The 17,810-nt window shown below is 44.4% G+C and carries 13 protein-coding genes; 11 read left to right on the top strand and 2 right to left on the bottom strand.

Translation table 11 applies throughout. The annotated features are described in order from the left end of the window. The first annotated feature begins 146 nt into the window (after window positions 1–146). A complete protein-coding gene (locus NF543_RS09035) occupies window positions 147–2,486 on the top strand; it encodes a TonB-dependent receptor (RefSeq protein ID WP_257667793.1) in 2,340 nt (779 codons plus the stop codon). 3 nt (window positions 2,487–2,489) lie between these two features. After that, complete coding sequence (locus tag NF543_RS09030; RefSeq protein ID WP_257667792.1) at window positions 2,490–3,269, top strand: DUF4249 domain-containing protein; 780 nt, start codon at window positions 2,490–2,492, stop codon at window positions 3,267–3,269. Window positions 3,270–3,309: 40 nt separating this feature from the next. On the opposite strand, the gene NF543_RS09025 is transcribed toward NF543_RS09030, so the two are convergent. Further along, complete coding sequence (locus NF543_RS09025) at window positions 3,310–3,921, bottom strand: polysaccharide deacetylase family protein (protein WP_257667791.1); 612 nt, start codon at window positions 3,919–3,921, stop codon at window positions 3,310–3,312. Between the two features lie 139 nt (window positions 3,922–4,060). Between NF543_RS09025 and NF543_RS09020 the strand changes: the two genes are divergently transcribed. Next, window positions 4,061–5,377: a TolC family protein gene (locus NF543_RS09020; RefSeq protein WP_257667790.1), complete on the top strand. Its 1,317-nt coding sequence runs from the start codon at window positions 4,061–4,063 to the stop codon at window positions 5,375–5,377. Between the two features lie 32 nt (window positions 5,378–5,409). After that, the gene (locus NF543_RS09015; protein WP_257667789.1) at window positions 5,410–6,756 is read left to right on the top strand and encodes an efflux RND transporter periplasmic adaptor subunit; all 1,347 of its coding nucleotides are present in this window, start codon (window positions 5,410–5,412) and stop codon (window positions 6,754–6,756) included. Window positions 6,757–6,760: 4 nt separating this feature from the next. Here NF543_RS09015 and NF543_RS09010 read toward each other — a convergent pair whose 3' ends face one another. Beyond that, the gene (locus NF543_RS09010; RefSeq protein ID WP_257667788.1) at window positions 6,761–7,012 is read right to left on the bottom strand and encodes a helix-turn-helix domain-containing protein; all 252 of its coding nucleotides are present in this window, start codon (window positions 7,010–7,012) and stop codon (window positions 6,761–6,763) included. Window positions 7,013–7,341: 329 nt separating this feature from the next. On the opposite strand from NF543_RS09010, the gene NF543_RS09005 reads away from it, so the two are divergent. The 7 genes from NF543_RS09005 (at window position 7,342) to NF543_RS08975 (ending at window position 17,809) form a co-directional block, all read left to right on the top strand. Then, the gene (locus NF543_RS09005; protein ID WP_257667787.1) at window positions 7,342–7,578 is read left to right on the top strand and encodes a class IIb bacteriocin, lactobin A/cerein 7B family; all 237 of its coding nucleotides are present in this window, start codon (window positions 7,342–7,344) and stop codon (window positions 7,576–7,578) included. 132 nt (window positions 7,579–7,710) lie between these two features. Beyond that, the gene (locus NF543_RS09000) at window positions 7,711–8,895 is read left to right on the top strand and encodes an HlyD family secretion protein (RefSeq protein WP_257667786.1); all 1,185 of its coding nucleotides are present in this window, start codon (window positions 7,711–7,713) and stop codon (window positions 8,893–8,895) included. 93 nt (window positions 8,896–8,988) lie between these two features. After that, window positions 8,989–11,220, top strand: a complete 2,232-nt coding sequence (locus NF543_RS08995) for a peptidase domain-containing ABC transporter (RefSeq protein WP_257667785.1) — start codon at window positions 8,989–8,991, stop codon at window positions 11,218–11,220. Window positions 11,221–11,350: 130 nt separating this feature from the next. Beyond that, entirely contained in the window at window positions 11,351–11,716 is a 366-nt protein-coding gene (locus tag NF543_RS08990) for a hypothetical protein (RefSeq protein ID WP_257667784.1), read from the top strand. Between the two features lie 162 nt (window positions 11,717–11,878). Beyond that, on the top strand, window positions 11,879–12,403 hold the full coding sequence (locus NF543_RS08985; protein ID WP_257667783.1) for a ferritin: 525 nt from the start codon (window positions 11,879–11,881) through the stop codon (window positions 12,401–12,403). A 164-nt stretch (window positions 12,404–12,567) separates the two neighbouring features. After that, window positions 12,568–15,333, top strand: a complete 2,766-nt coding sequence (locus tag NF543_RS08980) for an outer membrane beta-barrel protein (RefSeq protein WP_257957458.1) — start codon at window positions 12,568–12,570, stop codon at window positions 15,331–15,333. A 190-nt stretch (window positions 15,334–15,523) separates the two neighbouring features. Then, on the top strand, window positions 15,524–17,809 hold the full coding sequence (locus NF543_RS08975) for a GH92 family glycosyl hydrolase (RefSeq protein WP_257667781.1): 2,286 nt from the start codon (window positions 15,524–15,526) through the stop codon (window positions 17,807–17,809). The last annotated feature ends 1 nt before the right edge of the window (window position 17,810 follow it).

Below are 17,810 nucleotides of genomic sequence, written 5' to 3'. Positions count from 1 at the left end.
AAAACGTTGTAGGTGATCTTGTCCTGTAAAATGTTTTTTTATCCAGCACGAGCTATAAATTATAAATAAACAATGTAATATTGTAGGTGAAATCGGAGTTTAAATAATATTGATTACTTGCTATTCTTAGATTCTATATAAAAGACATGTCCCTAACTCCAGTATGCGGGTTCCGTTTTATCCTATTGACGATTCTTATTGGTGTACAGGCCGTCGTATTTTCCCAAACAACACACACCATCAGTGGCCATATTCGCGATGCACTCACCGGCGAAACCTTAATAGGAGCGAGCATAACGTTAAAGGCTAACCCATCCATAGGTGCTCGTGCCAATAATTATGGTTTTTACTCGCTTACGGTGCCCGAAGGGGACCACGTATTTGTGTTTTCGCATGTGGGGTACCAAGTTGAGGAAGCTGCCATTGGTTTAACTGGAAATAGGACCTTCGACATTGAGCTGCAGCTTGGCGAAATGTTGGATGAAGTGGTGATAACCAAATCATCAAAAAGCGAAAATGTGAGCAGTCCGCAGATGGGTGTTGCTCGCGTAGATATAAATGAGATCAGGCATGTGCCGGTATTGATGGGCGAGAAAGACGTATTGAAAACCATCCAGTTGCTTCCCGGGGTGCTTTCAGGAGGTGAGGGGAGTAGTCATTTTTTCGTAAGGGGCGGTACTGGCGATCAAAACCTCATTTTGTTGGATGAGGCGATGGTGTATAATGCATCACACCTGTTTGGTTTTTTCTCCACATTCAATTCAGACGCCATCAAAGAGGTAAATCTTTATAAAGGAGGCATGTCTGCGCAATATGGAGGGCGACTAGCGTCGGTACTCGACATCAACATGCTTGATGGAAATAAAAAGAACTTTGGTGCCGAGGGTGGAGTGGGGATCATCGCCTCTAGGCTCAAGGTGGATGGGCCAATAGTGAAAGACAAAGGCTCCTTCATGGTAAGTGGGCGGAGGACATATGCCGATCTGTTCCTGAAATTCTCCAATGATGAAAGCATCAATCAAAGCAGCCTGTATTTTTATGACCTGAACGCCAAGGCCAACTATAGGTTGAACGACAGAAACGCACTCTTCCTTTCGGGTTATTTTGGTAAGGACGTGCTGGGATATTCCGACCTCTTCGGATTTGATTGGGGCAACGCTACGGCTACCTTGCGTTGGAACCATGTGCTGAATAACCAGTTGTTTTCCAATACCACCTTGGTATATAGCAACTTCAATTACAATGTAAATATCGACAATGAAGACTATGATTTTGTCATCGCCTCCCGTATTCTCAATTATAACCTCAAACAGGATTTCCAGCTCTATGCCACCAATAAGAGTACATGGCGCTTTGGTGTGAATTTGCTGCGACAGCGAATCTCACCCGCAAATATCGATGCAGATGAGGATACACCGGTAAATAGTTTGCAGCTTGAGGACCGGACAGGGATGGAATTGGCGGCATACATTTCACATGAGTGGAACCCGACCGACCATTTGAACGTGGTGTATGGCCTCCGCGTAAACAATTTCCTGCTTTTCGGCCCCGGCGTATTTTCCCAATACGATGCCGATGGTGATATCATGGGAAGCCAAACATACAAAAATGGAGAAGTGGTGCAGCATTACATCAACCTGGAACCGCGGCTATCCTTGAGCTATCAACTGCAAGGTAATAATAGCCTCAAGGTCTCTTACAACCGTAATTCGCAAAACCTGCACCAACTGTCTAATTCGACATCCAGCTTGCCTACTGATGCTTGGGTGATGAGCAGCAATAACATCAAGCCTCAAGTGGCGGACCAAGTTGCCTTGGGCTATTACCAGAATTTTGGGGGCGATGTGTACGAATTTTCGGCCGAGACGTATTACAAATACATGCAGAACCAGATAGACTACCGCAATGCGGCCGATTTACAGGCAAATGAACATATAGAGGCCGAATTACTTTATGGCATGGGGCGCGCCTATGGATTGGAGTTGTTCCTGAAAAAACGGGAAGGGAAATTCAACGGTTGGCTGAGCTATGCCTTGTCGAGAAGCGAGCGCCAGTTTGACGACATCAACGAGGGCAACTGGTTTGTGGCACGGCAAGACCGTACGCATGATGTGTCATTGGTCGGGATGTATCAGTTATCTCCACGGTGGAACCTCTCTGCGACGTTTGTTTACAGTACAGGCAATGCGGTGACGTTTCCCAGTGGGAAATACTCGGTGGATGGGCAAACACTTTGGTATTATACCGAACGGAATGGATATCGGATGCCAGACTATCACCGCTTGGATTTGGGAGCAACGTGGGAATCGAAAGTGACCAAACGATTCAAAACGACCTGGACATTTGGTCTTTATAATGCTTATAACCGCAAGAACGCGTATATCATCGACTTCAGGGAAAACGAAAGCAATCCAAACATCACCGAGACATATCGGATTGCTTTATTTGGGATTATCCCTTCAATAACATGGAATTTTAAGTTTTAATCAATGAAGACTTATTTTAGGTATATTGCTATATCAATCAGCTTTTTGATGTTTTCATGTGAAGATGTCATTGATATAAATCTGAATGATGCCGACCCTCAGTTGGTTATCATAGGCGAAGTGAGCAACAACACGAATGTACAGCAGGTTTCCATCAACAGGACGGTGGCCTTTGCCTCGGATACCCCGTTTGATCCGGTCCCCGGCGCGGAAGTAGAAGTGGTGGATGGAAGGGGGCGGGTATATCGGTTTACAGAAGAAACCCCAGGAATATATGTGGCTAATGGTTTCACAGGCAGCCAAAATGAACGGTATGACCTCCATGTACGTGTGGATGGTCAAGAATTTATGGCTACGGCTACCATGCCATCGCTGACTACTGCTGATTCCATAGGTACATCTGTGAGGAACTTATTTGGCGAGGAAGAAAAATTTGTTAGCGTCAAGTATCAAGATCCTCCCGGTGTTGCGAATTATTACCGGTATCTCCAACGTGTGAACGGGGAACGCTTTAAAATGGTGAAAGTAGCAAACGATAAGTTCAATGATGGTAGATACGTGAGTGATGACCTCATCGATTTTGATGTGGAATTGGTAGCTGGTGATTCGGTGGTCATTCAAATGCAATGTATTGATAAAGCTACGTTTGATTTTTGGAATGCGGTACAGTCGATCAACCCCGGTACGGCTGCCCCTGCCAACCCGCCTTCTGTTTTTGGCGATGGGGCATTGGGGTATTTCAGTGCCCATGCCATGTCAGAGATTTCTACGGTGGTGCAGTAATCTCCATCGGCTTTCGGCATTGGTCGACTTTGAACGTTCTCTACAATACACCAAACGTATATCCCGCTTTCAGCCAATGTTCGATAGCTCGGGGCAGGGCATAGGTTACACGTGGGATAGCCCTGATGCTGTCATGGAATACCACGATGGATCCATTTCGGGTATGTTTGATGACATTCCGCAGGCATTTTTCGGGTGTAAGTCTACTATCAAAATCACCGCTGAGCACATCCCACATGACAATATTATACTTCTCCTGTTGGAGCCTGGCATATTGTGAACGCGTACCACGTCCATAAGGAGGCCTGAAAAGATTGGTCTGTGTCAGTTGCTGGCAGCGGGCAATATTTTCAAGGTAAGTTTCGTCAACAGTCTTCCACCCGTTAAGGTGATTATAAGTATGGTTGCCAATACGGTGCCCATTTTCTATCAAACTATCGAACAAATCAGGATGTTTTTTTATATTTTCGCCCACACAGAAGAAGCTGGCCTTGACACCGTAAATTTTTAAGGTATTTATGATACCCGGTGTAACATCCGGTATTGGACCATCGTCAAAGGTGAGAAAAATGCGTTTTTCAGCCCTATTACGATGCCAGGTAAGTGTGGGATAGAGCCACTGTAAGATTAAAGGAGTATTGACAGCATACATGTTTCTGTGACAAAGATAGATTTTTGGAGACAAATGACGTGCATAACTAAATAAAGATAATAATAGCAATCATCTACTACATAATTATTACATGAAAAGAAGCTTATCATACTTGAAATTCCTGACAATCTGTATATGCATGATGTTATTCGCATCAACCAGCAGTGTTGCGCAGAAGTTGGTTCCCATCAATGTGGCCATTTACCATGCGTTGGACAATAACCTCCAGGTGAAGCAGGCGAAATTCCAAGCCGCGTTGTCCGAGCAAGATTTAAAGCAATCAAAAATGGATAGGTATCCCACGCTTAATGCAGGATTAAATGGTGGGTTAAATTGGGGATTGTCATTTGACCAAACGGCAGGCCGATTGATCACACAATCTGTTAATTCTGCAGGAGGCAGGCTTTCATCCAATGTTGATTTGTTTACAGGTTTTCAACGCATTAACCAGATAAGCGCCAATAAATTTCAACTGTCGGCGGACCAAAGCAATGTCGAACGAGTGAAGAATGACTTGGTTTTATCTGTAGTGACCACCTATTTAGAAGCGTTAACAAATCAGGATTTATGGGGAGCCAGCAGACAACAATTGGCATTGTCCAACGAACAGTTGGAGTCTGTAACTGCCAATTATGAAGTAGGAAACAATACATTGGCGGACCTTTCCCAAGCTAAAAGCCAGGTGGCTACTGATGAATTGAATGTAACCTCTGCACAGAATGCGTTTGATCTTTCTATACTCAATCTGAAGCAATTGATGGAAATGGATCCGGCAGTGGATATTGTTTTGGAAAAGCCAGTATTGCCCAACATTAATCTTATTGAGAGCAGTTATTTGGCTACACAGATTTACCAAACAGCTGTAACGAATTTTCCGGATATCAAACAAGCGTCATTTACATCGGCGACTGCCAAAACGAATATAGACATTGCTAAGGGTGGATTTTACCCCACCTTGTCGGCTAGTGGCGCATATGGCACCAACTATTCCTCCCAGTCGAGAAACATCCTCACGGGCGAGTTTTTGCCATTTGGAGAGCAGTTGGATCAAAATATGAATCAGTCGCTTGGTTTGACATTGAATATACCGATATTTAATAACCTACGAACTCGAATCAACGTGGCAAAGGCCAAGATCAGTTATGAAAACGCATTAGCAAGCGAACAGCTTGCTAAGAATAACTTGAATAAGATAGTGAATCAGGCCGTATTGGATATGCGCTCCGCCGAGAAGCGACATCAATCAACTGAGTCTGCTTTTACCTCTGCCAAAGATGCTTTTGAGGTTATCCAACAACGGTTCGATGTAGGTTTGGCTAATTCCATCGAATTGTCCACCGCGCAAACCAATATGAATAAAGCGGAGTTTGATCACATTACAGCGAAGTATGATCTGCTTTTCCGTAGCAAAGTCATCGACTTCTATTTGGGCAACGAAATAAATTTTGAAAATTGAACGAGTAAACAACCAAAATCATTAGGAAGACAATGGCAAAGAAGAAAAATACACTTAAATACGTGCTGATTGGCGCGGTAATCTTGGTGGTGTTGGTCATCATCGCTAATAAGGCGGGATGGATTGGGCAGGGCAATGTAATCAAAGTGGCCACGGATAAGGTAGCGAAAAAAACCGTGAACGAACAGGTATCGGCCAGTGGAAAAATCCATCCAGAAATAGAAGTAAAATTGAGTTCAGAAGTTTCGGGCGAAATCGTTGAGCTCAATGTAATGGAGGGCGAGGTGGTTACTAAGGGCCAAGTACTTTGTCGTATCCGGCCGGATATTTTACAGTCGGGCTATGAGCGGGCCGTGGCGTCGCTCAATGCACAACGGGCCAGCTTGGCAGCTGCCGAGCAGCAGCTCAAGCAGCAAGAAGCCAATTTTGCGAATATGGAGGCCATTTTCAAACGTAACAAGGAACTTTTTAGTAAGAAGGTGATTTCCGCATCGGAGTTTGACCAGACTAGGGCAGATTATGAAAGTGCGCGTGCAAATCTCGAGGCCCAACGGCAGAATGTATTGGCTACCAAGTATGGGATAGACCAGTCGCAGGCCTCCGTACAAGAAGCTGGGGATAACTTGGCACGGACCACCATCTATGCGCCAGTGGATGGCGTGGTATCCCTATTACAGGTGGAGCTTGGCGAACGCGTGGTGGGGACGGCACAGATGGCCGGCACGGAAATCATGCGTATTGCCAACATGAGCTCCATGGAGGTAGTTGTAGAGGTGAATGAGAACGACATCAATCGTGTGGCATTGAACAACGAAGCAACCATCGAGATAGACGCTTTCCAAGGTCGAAAATTCAAGGGGATTGTCACTGAAATAGCCAGTTCATCCACTACGGCCTCCATGGAAGGGACTGGCTCAGCAGGTACCGATCAAGTGACTAACTTCAATGTAAAAGTCCGCATACTAGCCGACTCCTATGAAGATTTGCTGAAGAAAGACCAGCCTAATCCTTCGCCTTTCCGCCCTGGGTTGTCTGCCACTGTGGATATCCATACGCAACAAGATATCGGTTTGGCTGTGCCCATCCAATCAGTTACGACACGAGAGTCAACCGCAAGTGACACAACGGCTAATGAAGGAGGCGATACCAGTGCCGCCGCTACAGGGAAGCCAAAAATAAAAGAATACGTATTTGTATACAACGATGGTAAGGTGAAACAAGTGGAAGTGACCACTGGGATTCAAGACGACACCAATATCCGCATCCTATCCGGCCTCAACGAGGGGGATGAGGTGGTTTCCCGCCCGTTCAATGCCATCAGCAAAACCTTGAAAGATGGAAGCTCGGTAGAAAAAGTGGATAAGAATAGCTTGCTTTAAGGCCCTACCTGATAACACGTAGTTGTATGATTTCCTCATCATCATGCTGGAGCAATGTTACACACTCTATATCCAACACTTCGGCAATTTGGAAAAGCCTATCCAATGAAAGTTTATGGAACCCCAACTCTAGCTTACTATAGGCATTTTGGGAAATGCCTATTTTGCTCGCAACATAATCTTGCGTGTAGCTTCTAAATTCACGTACACGTCTAATATTATTGGCCACGGTTTTTGCTTTGGCGTTCGGCGTCATAAGATAGCTTTTTTCTATGCGGAAAATAGTACTCAGACAGCTAAAGTACAAACTGGCAAACTGTCCATCATGTTTTGTTTCATTTATTTTATTCATGGCAGAATAAGGTAATAGATGGCTTGCCGTTTATAGCAGATTTTCGACCAACATTCCGATAAGTTGTATTGTATTCCTTATGGTTGTTTGAATTCATGATTCCTTTATATGATTTCCATCACAAAATGGCGTTATTTGTGATGGCAACATTGCATTACTGCATGTGTTGCCAAAGGGGGATGCCGAAAACCTTTGGATAGAGTAGGCAATCAATTTACTTAAATTTAGTATCTATGAAACTTCAAGAATTGAACGAACAAGAACTGAAAGAAACAAATGGTGGCTTTTTACCAGATGCCTCCATTGTCCTTGGATTGGGTATCGGAAGTTTATTGGGCTTAACTGTGGTTGCAGCTGATAGCCAAGTTGATGCCAACCTTTCTCTTGACCTAAGTGGAGTGACTGGTCTTGTTGGTGGTGTTTTGGGAGGTGTAGGCAACATCTTGGGAGGTTTGTTAGGTAGGTTATAAACCTGAAATAACAACAGATCATTACAACAAGTGGCTGTCAAGCGCAGCCTTTCGAAAAAAGAGGGACTTAATTAGTCCCTCTTTTTTCCTATACCACCCCATACTCATATTTTTCATTATTGATGAATTCGTATGTCAAAAAGGTTGTTTCCCGCGGAAATTGTTGAATATACAACGGAATACCATTTCAATAAGCACAATCCGCGAACACTTATTCTCTATCAGATCATGTTGCTGTTGCTCTTGGCTGCCGGCATTTCACTTTTTGTGGTTAAAGTAGATGTAAGCGTGCATGGTATAGGGGTGTTGCGCGCTACACAGGAAAATTATTCCGTGAAGCCCATTGTGTCTGGCCGAATCGAAGAGCTACTGGTCAAAGAAAACGAACATGTGAAGGCGGGGCAAGTATTGGCAAAAATAAGGACCGATATCCTTGATCAAGAGGAGGATTTGCTAGTGTCACAACGATTTGATATGAGAAACCAAATGAGTGACCTGCAGAAACTCACCAACCTATTACAGCGGCGCGAGTTGCAACGGCGACCTTTTCTGGTTTCAGCTATGTATAGTCAGCAATTTATCCTGTTTTGGCAACGAGTGTCCAAGTTGCAAAACCAACTAAATCTTGCCCAGAAGAACTACGAACGATATGAAAAGCTGTACAATAGTCGAGTTGTATCGGCGGCTGAATACGACGAAGCAAATTTTTCTTACCAACAGGCTAAAACCGAGTTGGAACTAGCCTATGACGAACAGGCGTCGATATGGCAACAAGATTTGAATAGCCTCAAGCTGAGGACGGGCGAATTGGGAGCCCGCATCAACCAAGTAAACAAAGAACAAGAACTTTATGTGCTGCATGCCCCCGCGACGGGAACCTTGCAATCGGTAAGGGGCTTGCAACAAGGCAGCATGATTGGTATAAACGAAGCACTCGCTGAAATCTCACCCGACTCCGGCCTGATTGCTGAGGCCTATATTTTACCAAAGGACATCGGTTACTTGAAAGTGGGTACACCAGTGAATTTGCAGGTAGAGGCTTTCAACTATAATCAATGGGGTATGGCAACCGGTGAAGTACAATCGATATCAGCCGATATTTTTACAGATAGGGAACAACCTTACTTCAAAGTACGATGCTTGTTAAATGAGGACCGTCTATCCCTCAAAAATGGCTATGAAGGCAAGTTGCGTAAAGGAATGACTTTGCAGGCACGTTTTTTCGTGACCCGAAGGACATTGTTTCAATTGTTATATGATAAGGCCGACGATTGGTTAAATCCGAATGTGGTATCGGCTCAACAAGCTGCTTTATAAGGATGTGTATATGGCTTTTTGCCCGATTTCATAGCAATAGAAACAAGTAATAGCAATAGAAACAAGTAGATGACTTGATATAAATTAAAAGCGATGGCTATATGGAACTTTTTTTGGGGTCGGAAACGGAGGGCTGCCCGTATCAAGATTAAACAGCATGACATAACAGACTGTGCTGCAGCATGTCTGGCTTCTGTATTGGCTTGGTATAAGCGAGATGTGCCGATTGCCCGCATCCGGCAACATGCATCTACTGACCAAAAAGGTACCACCGCTTTTGGTATCATCCACGCCGCAAACAAACTGAACTTGTCTGCCAAGGGGGTACGAGGCGATATTGATGCCCTGCCCGAAATCCCTTATCCAGCCATAGCCCATGTAATCATTCGCGAGCAATTGCAGCATTATGTGGTCATTTATGGCGTATCAAAAACCCGTGTGGAAGTAATGGATCCAGCCACAGGGACCATCACAAAATTGCCATTAGATAAGTTTAAGGAAAGTTGGACGGGTGTGCTTATCTTACTCAGCCCCAACAACGACTTCATGCAGGGAAGTGAAAAAGCGAGTATAGCCAGCAGGTTCAGATTTTTGCTCAAACCGCATCAGGCAATTTTATGGCAGGTATTGGTGGGAGCTGCCATGTTTACGATCTTGGGCCTGTCTTCTTCCATTTTCGTACAGAAAATCGTGGATAATGTAATCCCTGATGGTAACCGTAACCTGCTTAACCTAATGGGGATAGCCATGGCGGCAATTTTGGTGATTAAAATTATCATCAACCATTCACGTACATTGCTTACTATCAAAACAGGACAGCAAATCGATGCGCGGCTTATCCTCGGTTACTATAAGCATCTGCTAAGATTGCCCCAGTTGTTTTTTGATAATATGCGTGTGGGCGAAATCATTTCCCGGATGAATGACGCGGTGAAAATCCGGGCGTTTGTGAATGAAGCGCTAGTCGGTTTTGCGGTGAATGTGTTCATCGTTATTTTTTCATTTGCGCTCATGTTTACCTATTATTGGAAATTGGCGTTGGTGATGTTGCTGATCGTACCCTTGTTTGCCATCATCTACTACTTTTCCGACCGCTTGAACCGTAAGACACAACGAAAACTTATGGAAGATTCGGCCGACTTGGAGGCACAGTTGGTGGAATCCATAAACGCCGCAAGTACCATCAAACGCTTTGGCTTGGAAGACTTCGCCAATTTCAAGACCGAAACCCGGTTTATCCAATTATTGAAAAGCGTTTATCGCTCCTCTACCAATTCGCTGTGGATTGGCAATGCCAATTCCCTAGTATCCGGACTTCTTACCGTGATACTCCTGTGGCTGGGTACGCTGTTTGTGCTCAACAAAGTTATCACCCCCGGAGAATTGTTATCTTTTTATGCAATCTTAGGTTACTTCATTGGCCCGGTTGGAAGCCTTATCGGCATGAACAAGACCGTGCAAGATGCCTTGATTGCGGCCGACCGCTTGTTTGAAGTGATGGATTTGGAACGTGAGGAGCAGGAAAACCAGAGTGATTTGACCCCTGAGATGATTGGAGACGTTACCTTTATGGATGTGAAATTCCAATATGGTACGAGGGCAACGGTTTTCGAGCGGCTCAATCTATCCATACCTATGGGCAAAGTCACCGCTATCGTAGGGGAGAGTGGCTCTGGAAAAACCACGCTGTTGTCATTATTGCAAAGCATGTATCCGCTTCAGGGAGGGAAAATCATGATTGGCGACTATGATATCCGGTACCTTACCAACGAAAGCCTGCGACGAGTGGTGGCCGTAGTGCCGCAAGAAGTACACCTCTTTGCTGGGAATATCGTGCAAAACATTGCTGTGGGCGATATGTCTCCAGATATGAACCAAGTGGTGAAATTATGCAAGGAATTGGATATGCTAGGCTTCATTGACCAAATGCCTGCGGGGTTCAACACCTATATTGGTGAAAATGGCACACAGCTTTCGGGGGGGCAACGACAACGAATAGCCATTGCAAGGGCTTTGTACCGCCATCCAGAAATCCTCATTTTGGATGAAGCCACCTCTTCCCTTGATTCTTCCTCCGAAAGATATGTGCAGCAAGCCATTGCCGCCTTGAATGGACAGGGCAAGACTGTAATCCTTATAGCACACCGCCTCAGTACGGTGATGAGCGCTGATAAAATTGTCGTGCTCCATAAGGGTGAGTTGATTGAGGAAGGAGACCATCCCAGTTTGATGAATGTGAAAGGAGCTTATTACAACATGTGGCAGCAGCAGTTCCCACCTGAATACACCTTGTTGAGCAAACAATCGTACGTACAGAAAAATTAGCTATCTGCTATCAGCCATGGGCAATAAGCCTAAAATCTAACACGCAACGTTTAAAACAAAAAGCATGTTTAGTTGGACTGATTATAAATAATGCGTATATTCGCATCGGTTTAACTAGTTAACGCAGACGATGATTTGTCCTTTAGCACATTTCGAGGAAGTTTATAAAACAATACACGGCACTGTATATCAATGTAGTAGGAAAAATTGTTATTGGTTGGAGTTTGCCGGTAACACCACGGCATTCAAAGTAGGTGATTTCTTCAATTTCAAGAAAAAGATTGATGGAATCGATATTTCGGAGATGATTATCAATCCATCTCGTACTGCCGATTTTACCATTGTGATGCCGTTCCGTACGTCACGCTGTTTTGTGTTGGATATTAACGATGTGTTGAATCTCCGGGAATTATTGAAAGGTGCTAAATTTATGATTGAGCTCAATAGCGTTGTGAAGGAATGCCTCCGGACTACGCCGAACCGGATTGCCTATTAATATGGTTACTCCTCCCACCACCGAACACCCACCATCAGTAATTTAGACTGAATTTGTATTGTTTTTAGTTTGAGTGTTTTACCACTTTGTTTTCGTATTTTTGTATAGCAAAAAAGGAGCAGGTGCATTACCTATTCCTCGAATTTAAAAATACATAGCATTATGAAAGATTTATTGAGATTGAAAACCTCTTTGAACGAAGAGATAGAAAACATACTGAACGCACAGATTAAGGTAGAGGCCCATTCATCTTCCATCTATTTGGCCATGTCGTCATGGTGTGATGAGCAAGGTTACGACTTCAGTTCGAATTTTTTTGCTACTCAGTCAGAGGAAGAGCGCAAGCACATGATGAAACTCTTCAACTATGTAAATGATAGGGGTGGGCGTGCGGTTTCTCCAGAAATCGTGAACATTCCTGCTGATTTTGAGTCGTTCCGTAGTGTGTTTGAGCAGACGTTGGAGCAAGAAATGTATGTAACGCAGCAATTCAACAATATTGCCGATAAGTGTATCAAGCTGAAAGATTTTGTGACCTTCCAGTTCATCCAATGGTTTCTCGAAGAACAAATCGAGGAGGAATATGTAGCTAGGCGTATTTTGGAAATGTTTGACGTAATTGGAGAAGAAGGAACAGGCCGTTGGGAAATTGACAAACATGTTCCCAAGGTAAGCTATGAAGGATAGACATTGGCTGTAAGAAGTCGATGCTACCGGGTTGTCTTTCTAAAAAGACAACCCGTTTTTTTTTGCAGAGATACTGATTAAGTCTTATCTTTCGTTCTTTATAGAACAGTGACAGATTTAGGTTGCATAGACAGCGATAGATTTAAATTGCCTTATTGAACATATTGAGGATATTTCAAGCCAATTCATCTTATTCTGACGAAAAGCTGCCATCGACAGCTCTACATAAGCTTGTGCTTTTCGTATTTGTTTTCGTGTCATTGCAGGCAATGGGCCAGCATCAACGAAAAGAAATAAGCGGTGTTGTGATCGATACAGCAGGTGTGCCGTTGGAAGGGGTAAACGTGCGGCTTTCGTCCATACTGGATACGATATTGATAACGACAAAAAAAAATGGTGCATTCCGATTCACAGATATCATAGGTCCTGAATTTAGGCTTACATTCAGTATGATCGGGTACAAAATATTGGATAAATCATATCAATCGAATTTTTCGACGCCATTAATACAATTACTCCCCATCGTGTTACCCCCGGAGCAAACCTTGCTCAGGGAAGTGGTCATCAACTGGGTACAACCCATTGTTATCAAAGAAGATACCATTCAGTACAATATGGATGCATTCAACGTGCGGAAAAACTCGCTGCTGGAAGAATCGTTGAAACTACTTCCCAACGTGCAAGTGCTCAGGGACGGCACAGTGATTGCCCATGGAAGACAAATCAGCCGGGTACAAGTAGACAGCAAGAATTTTTTCGGGGGAGAGGTACTTACAGCGACGCGCAATCTGCCTGCCGAATTCGTCCAGTCCATACAGGTAATCGATTATTATGGCGATATGGCGAGCAGAACGGGCGTAAAAGATACGGAGCCCGAGAAGATACTCAATATCGTATTGAAAGAAGATAAGAAACGTATACTTTTTGGACAGGTAACCGGAGGTGGAGGAACGGAAGAACGATACATCGGCAGCATGGGGATAAACAACTTCAACGATGGACAAGAATTTTCCATGGTGGGATCGTTCAACAACACCAATACAAGCCTATTTAGCTATGGAGCTCCGAGTGGCGCGGGTATGAGGGAACGAGGCAATACCGACCTTACCGGCATGATGGATCCCGTGGATGGACTAAACACCACCAATTCAGCAGGAGTTAGTTATTCCGATGACATATCGGAAAAGGTAAGCGTATATGGGAAATACACATTTTCCAATAGGAAAAACAATACGGTGGGGAATACCCTGTTACGAAGTGTGTATGACGATTTCAATACCATCGAAAATAGGCAAAAGAAGGAAATCAATGCGGATAACATCAACCATTTGATGGCTTGGGATGTAGAAGCCCAATTGGACGCCCGAAATTACCTGAAAGTAAGCCCTAATCTGTCATATAGTACGTCCAACTCCATGCATCGCAGTAGGGATACGATTGAAAACAGACACATCATCAGCGAAAGAGCTTATTTTGCGGACGAAGAAATGTCGTCGCCCAACTTTGATATCGATGTGTTGTATTCCAGGATGTTCCGCAAGCCTGGGCGCAAATTTGTGCTCAATATGCAGGGGAAATACTCCAAGACGAATAAACTGGAAAGTATAAACGACTATTTTGAAAGTGTCAATGCCAACACCGGACAACCCATCCAGGATGACGTATATGCGCTGGAGCAACAAGTAAATAGCGACAACCGAAACCGGGTGGGCCGTATGCGGGCTTCCTATGTGGAGCCCATCGATAAAAACAGCATATTGGAAATGAGCTATGAATATAACTATACCGCAATTGATAGCCGCCGTAGCGTTTGGGATATAACCGAGGAAATGTTCGTGGACTCCCTAAGTTTGGATTATTCATATTTTTTCGAAAGCAATAAGGTGGGGATAAATTACCAAATGGAGCAAAATAAGCGGTTCAAATATATCTTAGGATTTGCTGTACAGCCATTACTCCTTCAAGGACATACACTTGACAACGACGAACATACCCAACACAGCAACATAAACCTGATTCCAAGTGCTGGGTTTCGTTTCCGAATCAATGATGAAAGCGAGTGGTCCATTGATTACTTGGGTACCAACAACCAACCCAATTTCTCCCAAATACAACCTATCCGGGACTTGACCAATTCTCAAAACATCATCATTGGTAATGCTGATTTGAAGGCCGAGTTCATCAACCGCTTCACCACCCGTTTTCGCCAAACAAAAATGGGCAGGAACCGGTTTTTTGAAGCGCAGTTATCGATAAACCAAATCCAGAACAAAATCGTGACCAACCGCTCGAATCCCAACAGCACCATACAGGAAACTAGTTTCCGGAATTCTCCCGGATATTTCGATGCAAGGGGTTATTTCATGTATAGTACACCGGTGATCAATGACAAATTCTTGCTTAACCTGAATGGTACGACGGATTATGTGAATAACATCTCGTATGTGAATGACGAGAAGAACTTTGGACGGAATTTCATTTACTCGCAGGGGGCGCAGGTGCAATTTGCGCTGGAAGATATCCTGGAAACTGAATTAAATAGCAGCTATACGTTTAATCGAACCCGTTATTCCTTGCGGAAGACAGAAGACATCGATGCCAATTCGTTTTTAATCGGATTTGCAGGAAAAGGCTATCTTTCAGATAACTGGGCATTTGGTTTCGATCTATCACACCGGCTCAATACAGGATATAGCAGTTTCGTCAACGCAAACCCCACACTACTCAATGCCTATATCGAATGTACCTTTTTAAAGAATAATATGGCGCTGTTGAGGTTGCAGGGATTCGATTTGTTCAACGAGAATACGGGACTAACCCTTGAGGTGCTGGATACCGATCGGTTTGAGACACGAAACAATCGTTTGGCAAGGTACTTTATGCTGTCATTGAATATCCGTTTGCAGAAGTATCCCCCTAAAAAGTCATGATGGAATCTGGCGAGTTTATCGGAAAATTGGTGTTGGAAGTGAGTTAGTGGTAATTGTGCAAAGGATAAACCTACGAGGTTTGGATATAAGCTAAATACTTTTAGCATTTCCATTTTGCAATATTTTTACCATATTAGCGGATTGTAAAAAGCATTTACAATATAGATCCAATAAAACAAACCCTATAGTAATGAAATCATCATTGACCCTATTTTTTGCTTGTCTCTTGTTGCATGTAAGTGCGCAGGAAGTCGCTCACGTAGAAAACCCATTAGACTATGTGAATACCCTGATGGGTACACAATCGGTACACAGCTTGTCGAATGGCAATACATATCCCGCCATTGCACTTCCATGGGGCATGAATTTTTGGTCGCCCCAAACAGGAAAGATGGGCGATGGATGGATGTACACCTATACCGCAGACAAGATTCGTGGATTTAAACAGACCCATCAACCTTCGCCGTGGATGAATGATTATGGACAATTTTCCATCATGCCCATCACAGGCAGGCGGACCTTCGATGAGAATGAGCGTGCAAGCTGGTTTTCGCATAAGGCAGAGGTAGCCAAACCGCATTATTATAGCGTGTACCTCGCAGACCACGACCTCACCACGGAGATTACCCCAACTGAGCGTGCAGCACGCTTCCGGTTTACATTCCCGAAATCCGATAGTGCGTTCGTGGTGATAGATGCTTTTGACAAAGGTTCATATGTGCAAATCATCCCTAGCGAAAACAAAATCATCGGCTATACCACCCGCAATAACGGGGGTGTTCCCGACAATTTTAAGAATTATTTTGTGCTTGTATTTGACCGTCCGTTTACGAGCGCGGGTACGTTTGCGGATTCCCTATTGGTGGATGACCGATTGGAGATACAGGCCGACCATGTAGGCGCCATTGTTGGGTTCAGCATCGCCGAAAGAGGCGATCAAGTGCAAGCGAAAGTCGCTTCGTCTTTCATCAGCCATGAGCAAGCCGAGTTGAACCTGAGGGAAATAGGCGATAAAGATTTTGAAACCATCAAACAAGAAGGTGCCGACCGATGGAACACGGAGTTGGGCAAGGTATTAGTTGGAGGGGGAACCATAGACCAAGTCCGCACCTTTTATTCCTGCCTGTACCGAACCATCCTCTTTCCGCGCATGTTTTATGAATATGATGCCAATGGCAATGTCGTCCACTACAGTCCTTATAATGGGCAGGTACTTCCGGGCTATATGTTCACTGATACCGGTTTCTGGGACACGTTCAGAGCCTTATTCCCTTTCCTAAACCTTGTTTATCCGGAGATCAACCAAAAGATGCAGGAAGGGTTGGCAAATACCTATAAAGAGGGAGGCTGGTTACCGGAATGGGCAAGCCCGGGCTACCGCAATATCATGGTGGGTAATAACTCTGCCTCCGTGGTGGCTGATGCCTACATCAAAGGGCTTAGGGGATATGATATCGAAAAGCTGTATGAGGGACTGCTGAAAGGGGCAAACAACGCTGGCCCCATCACGGCCGTAGGGCGGGCAGGTGCGCAATATTACACCGAGCTCGGCTATGTGCCCTATGATGTAAATATAAATGAAAATGCCGCCCGCACGTTGGAGTATGCTTATGATGATTTTGCCATTTATCAATTGGCGAAGGCGCTGGGACGCCCTGCGGATGAAATCGCGCTATACCGGGAGCGAAGCTTTAATTACAAAAAGCTTTTTGACAACGAAACGGGCTTGATGCGTGGAAAAAACAAGGACGGCAAGTTCCAAACCCCATTCAACCCATTCAAATGGGGCGATGCATTCACCGAAGGGAACAGCTGGCATTATTCATGGTCGGTTTTCCAAGATGTCGAAGGGTTGGCACAATTGATGGGTGGCCATGATGCATTCATCAGCAAACTAGATTCCGTATTTTCTTTGCCTCCAGTGTTTGACCATAGCTATTATGGGTTTACCATCCATGAAATCCGTGAGATGCAAATCGCCAATATGGGGCAATATGCGCATGGAAATCAGCCTATCCAACACATGATTTACCTCTATAACTATGGCGGGGCCCCTTGGAAAACCCAACACTGGGTACGTGAGACCATGGAGCGTATGTATTTGCCCACCCCTGATGGATATTGCGGGGATGAAGATAATGGGCAGACATCGGCGTGGTATGTATTCTCCGCATTGGGTTTTTATCCGGTCACCCCAGCTACGGATGAATATGTATTGGGTGCACCCTTATTTAAGAAAGCCACTATCCAATTGACGGGAGGGAAGACCATCGAAATCAATGCGCCGAATAACAACGCCGACAATAAATACATCCAGTCCGCTACGTTCAATGGCAAGGGATACAGCAAGAACTACCTCAAACACAGTGAGCTGATGGGTGGCGCGGTACTCCATTTTGATATGGCAGATGAGCCCAATATGGGTAGGGGAACGAAGCTAGCGGATTTCCCGTTTTCGTTGAGCTTCGAGGATTAAG

The sequence above is a fragment of the Parapedobacter tibetensis genome (genome assembly GCF_024704835.1).
Classification (GTDB): Bacteria; Bacteroidota; Bacteroidia; order Sphingobacteriales; family Sphingobacteriaceae; genus Parapedobacter; species Parapedobacter tibetensis.
This window is presented reverse-complemented; position numbering and strand designations above follow the sequence as displayed.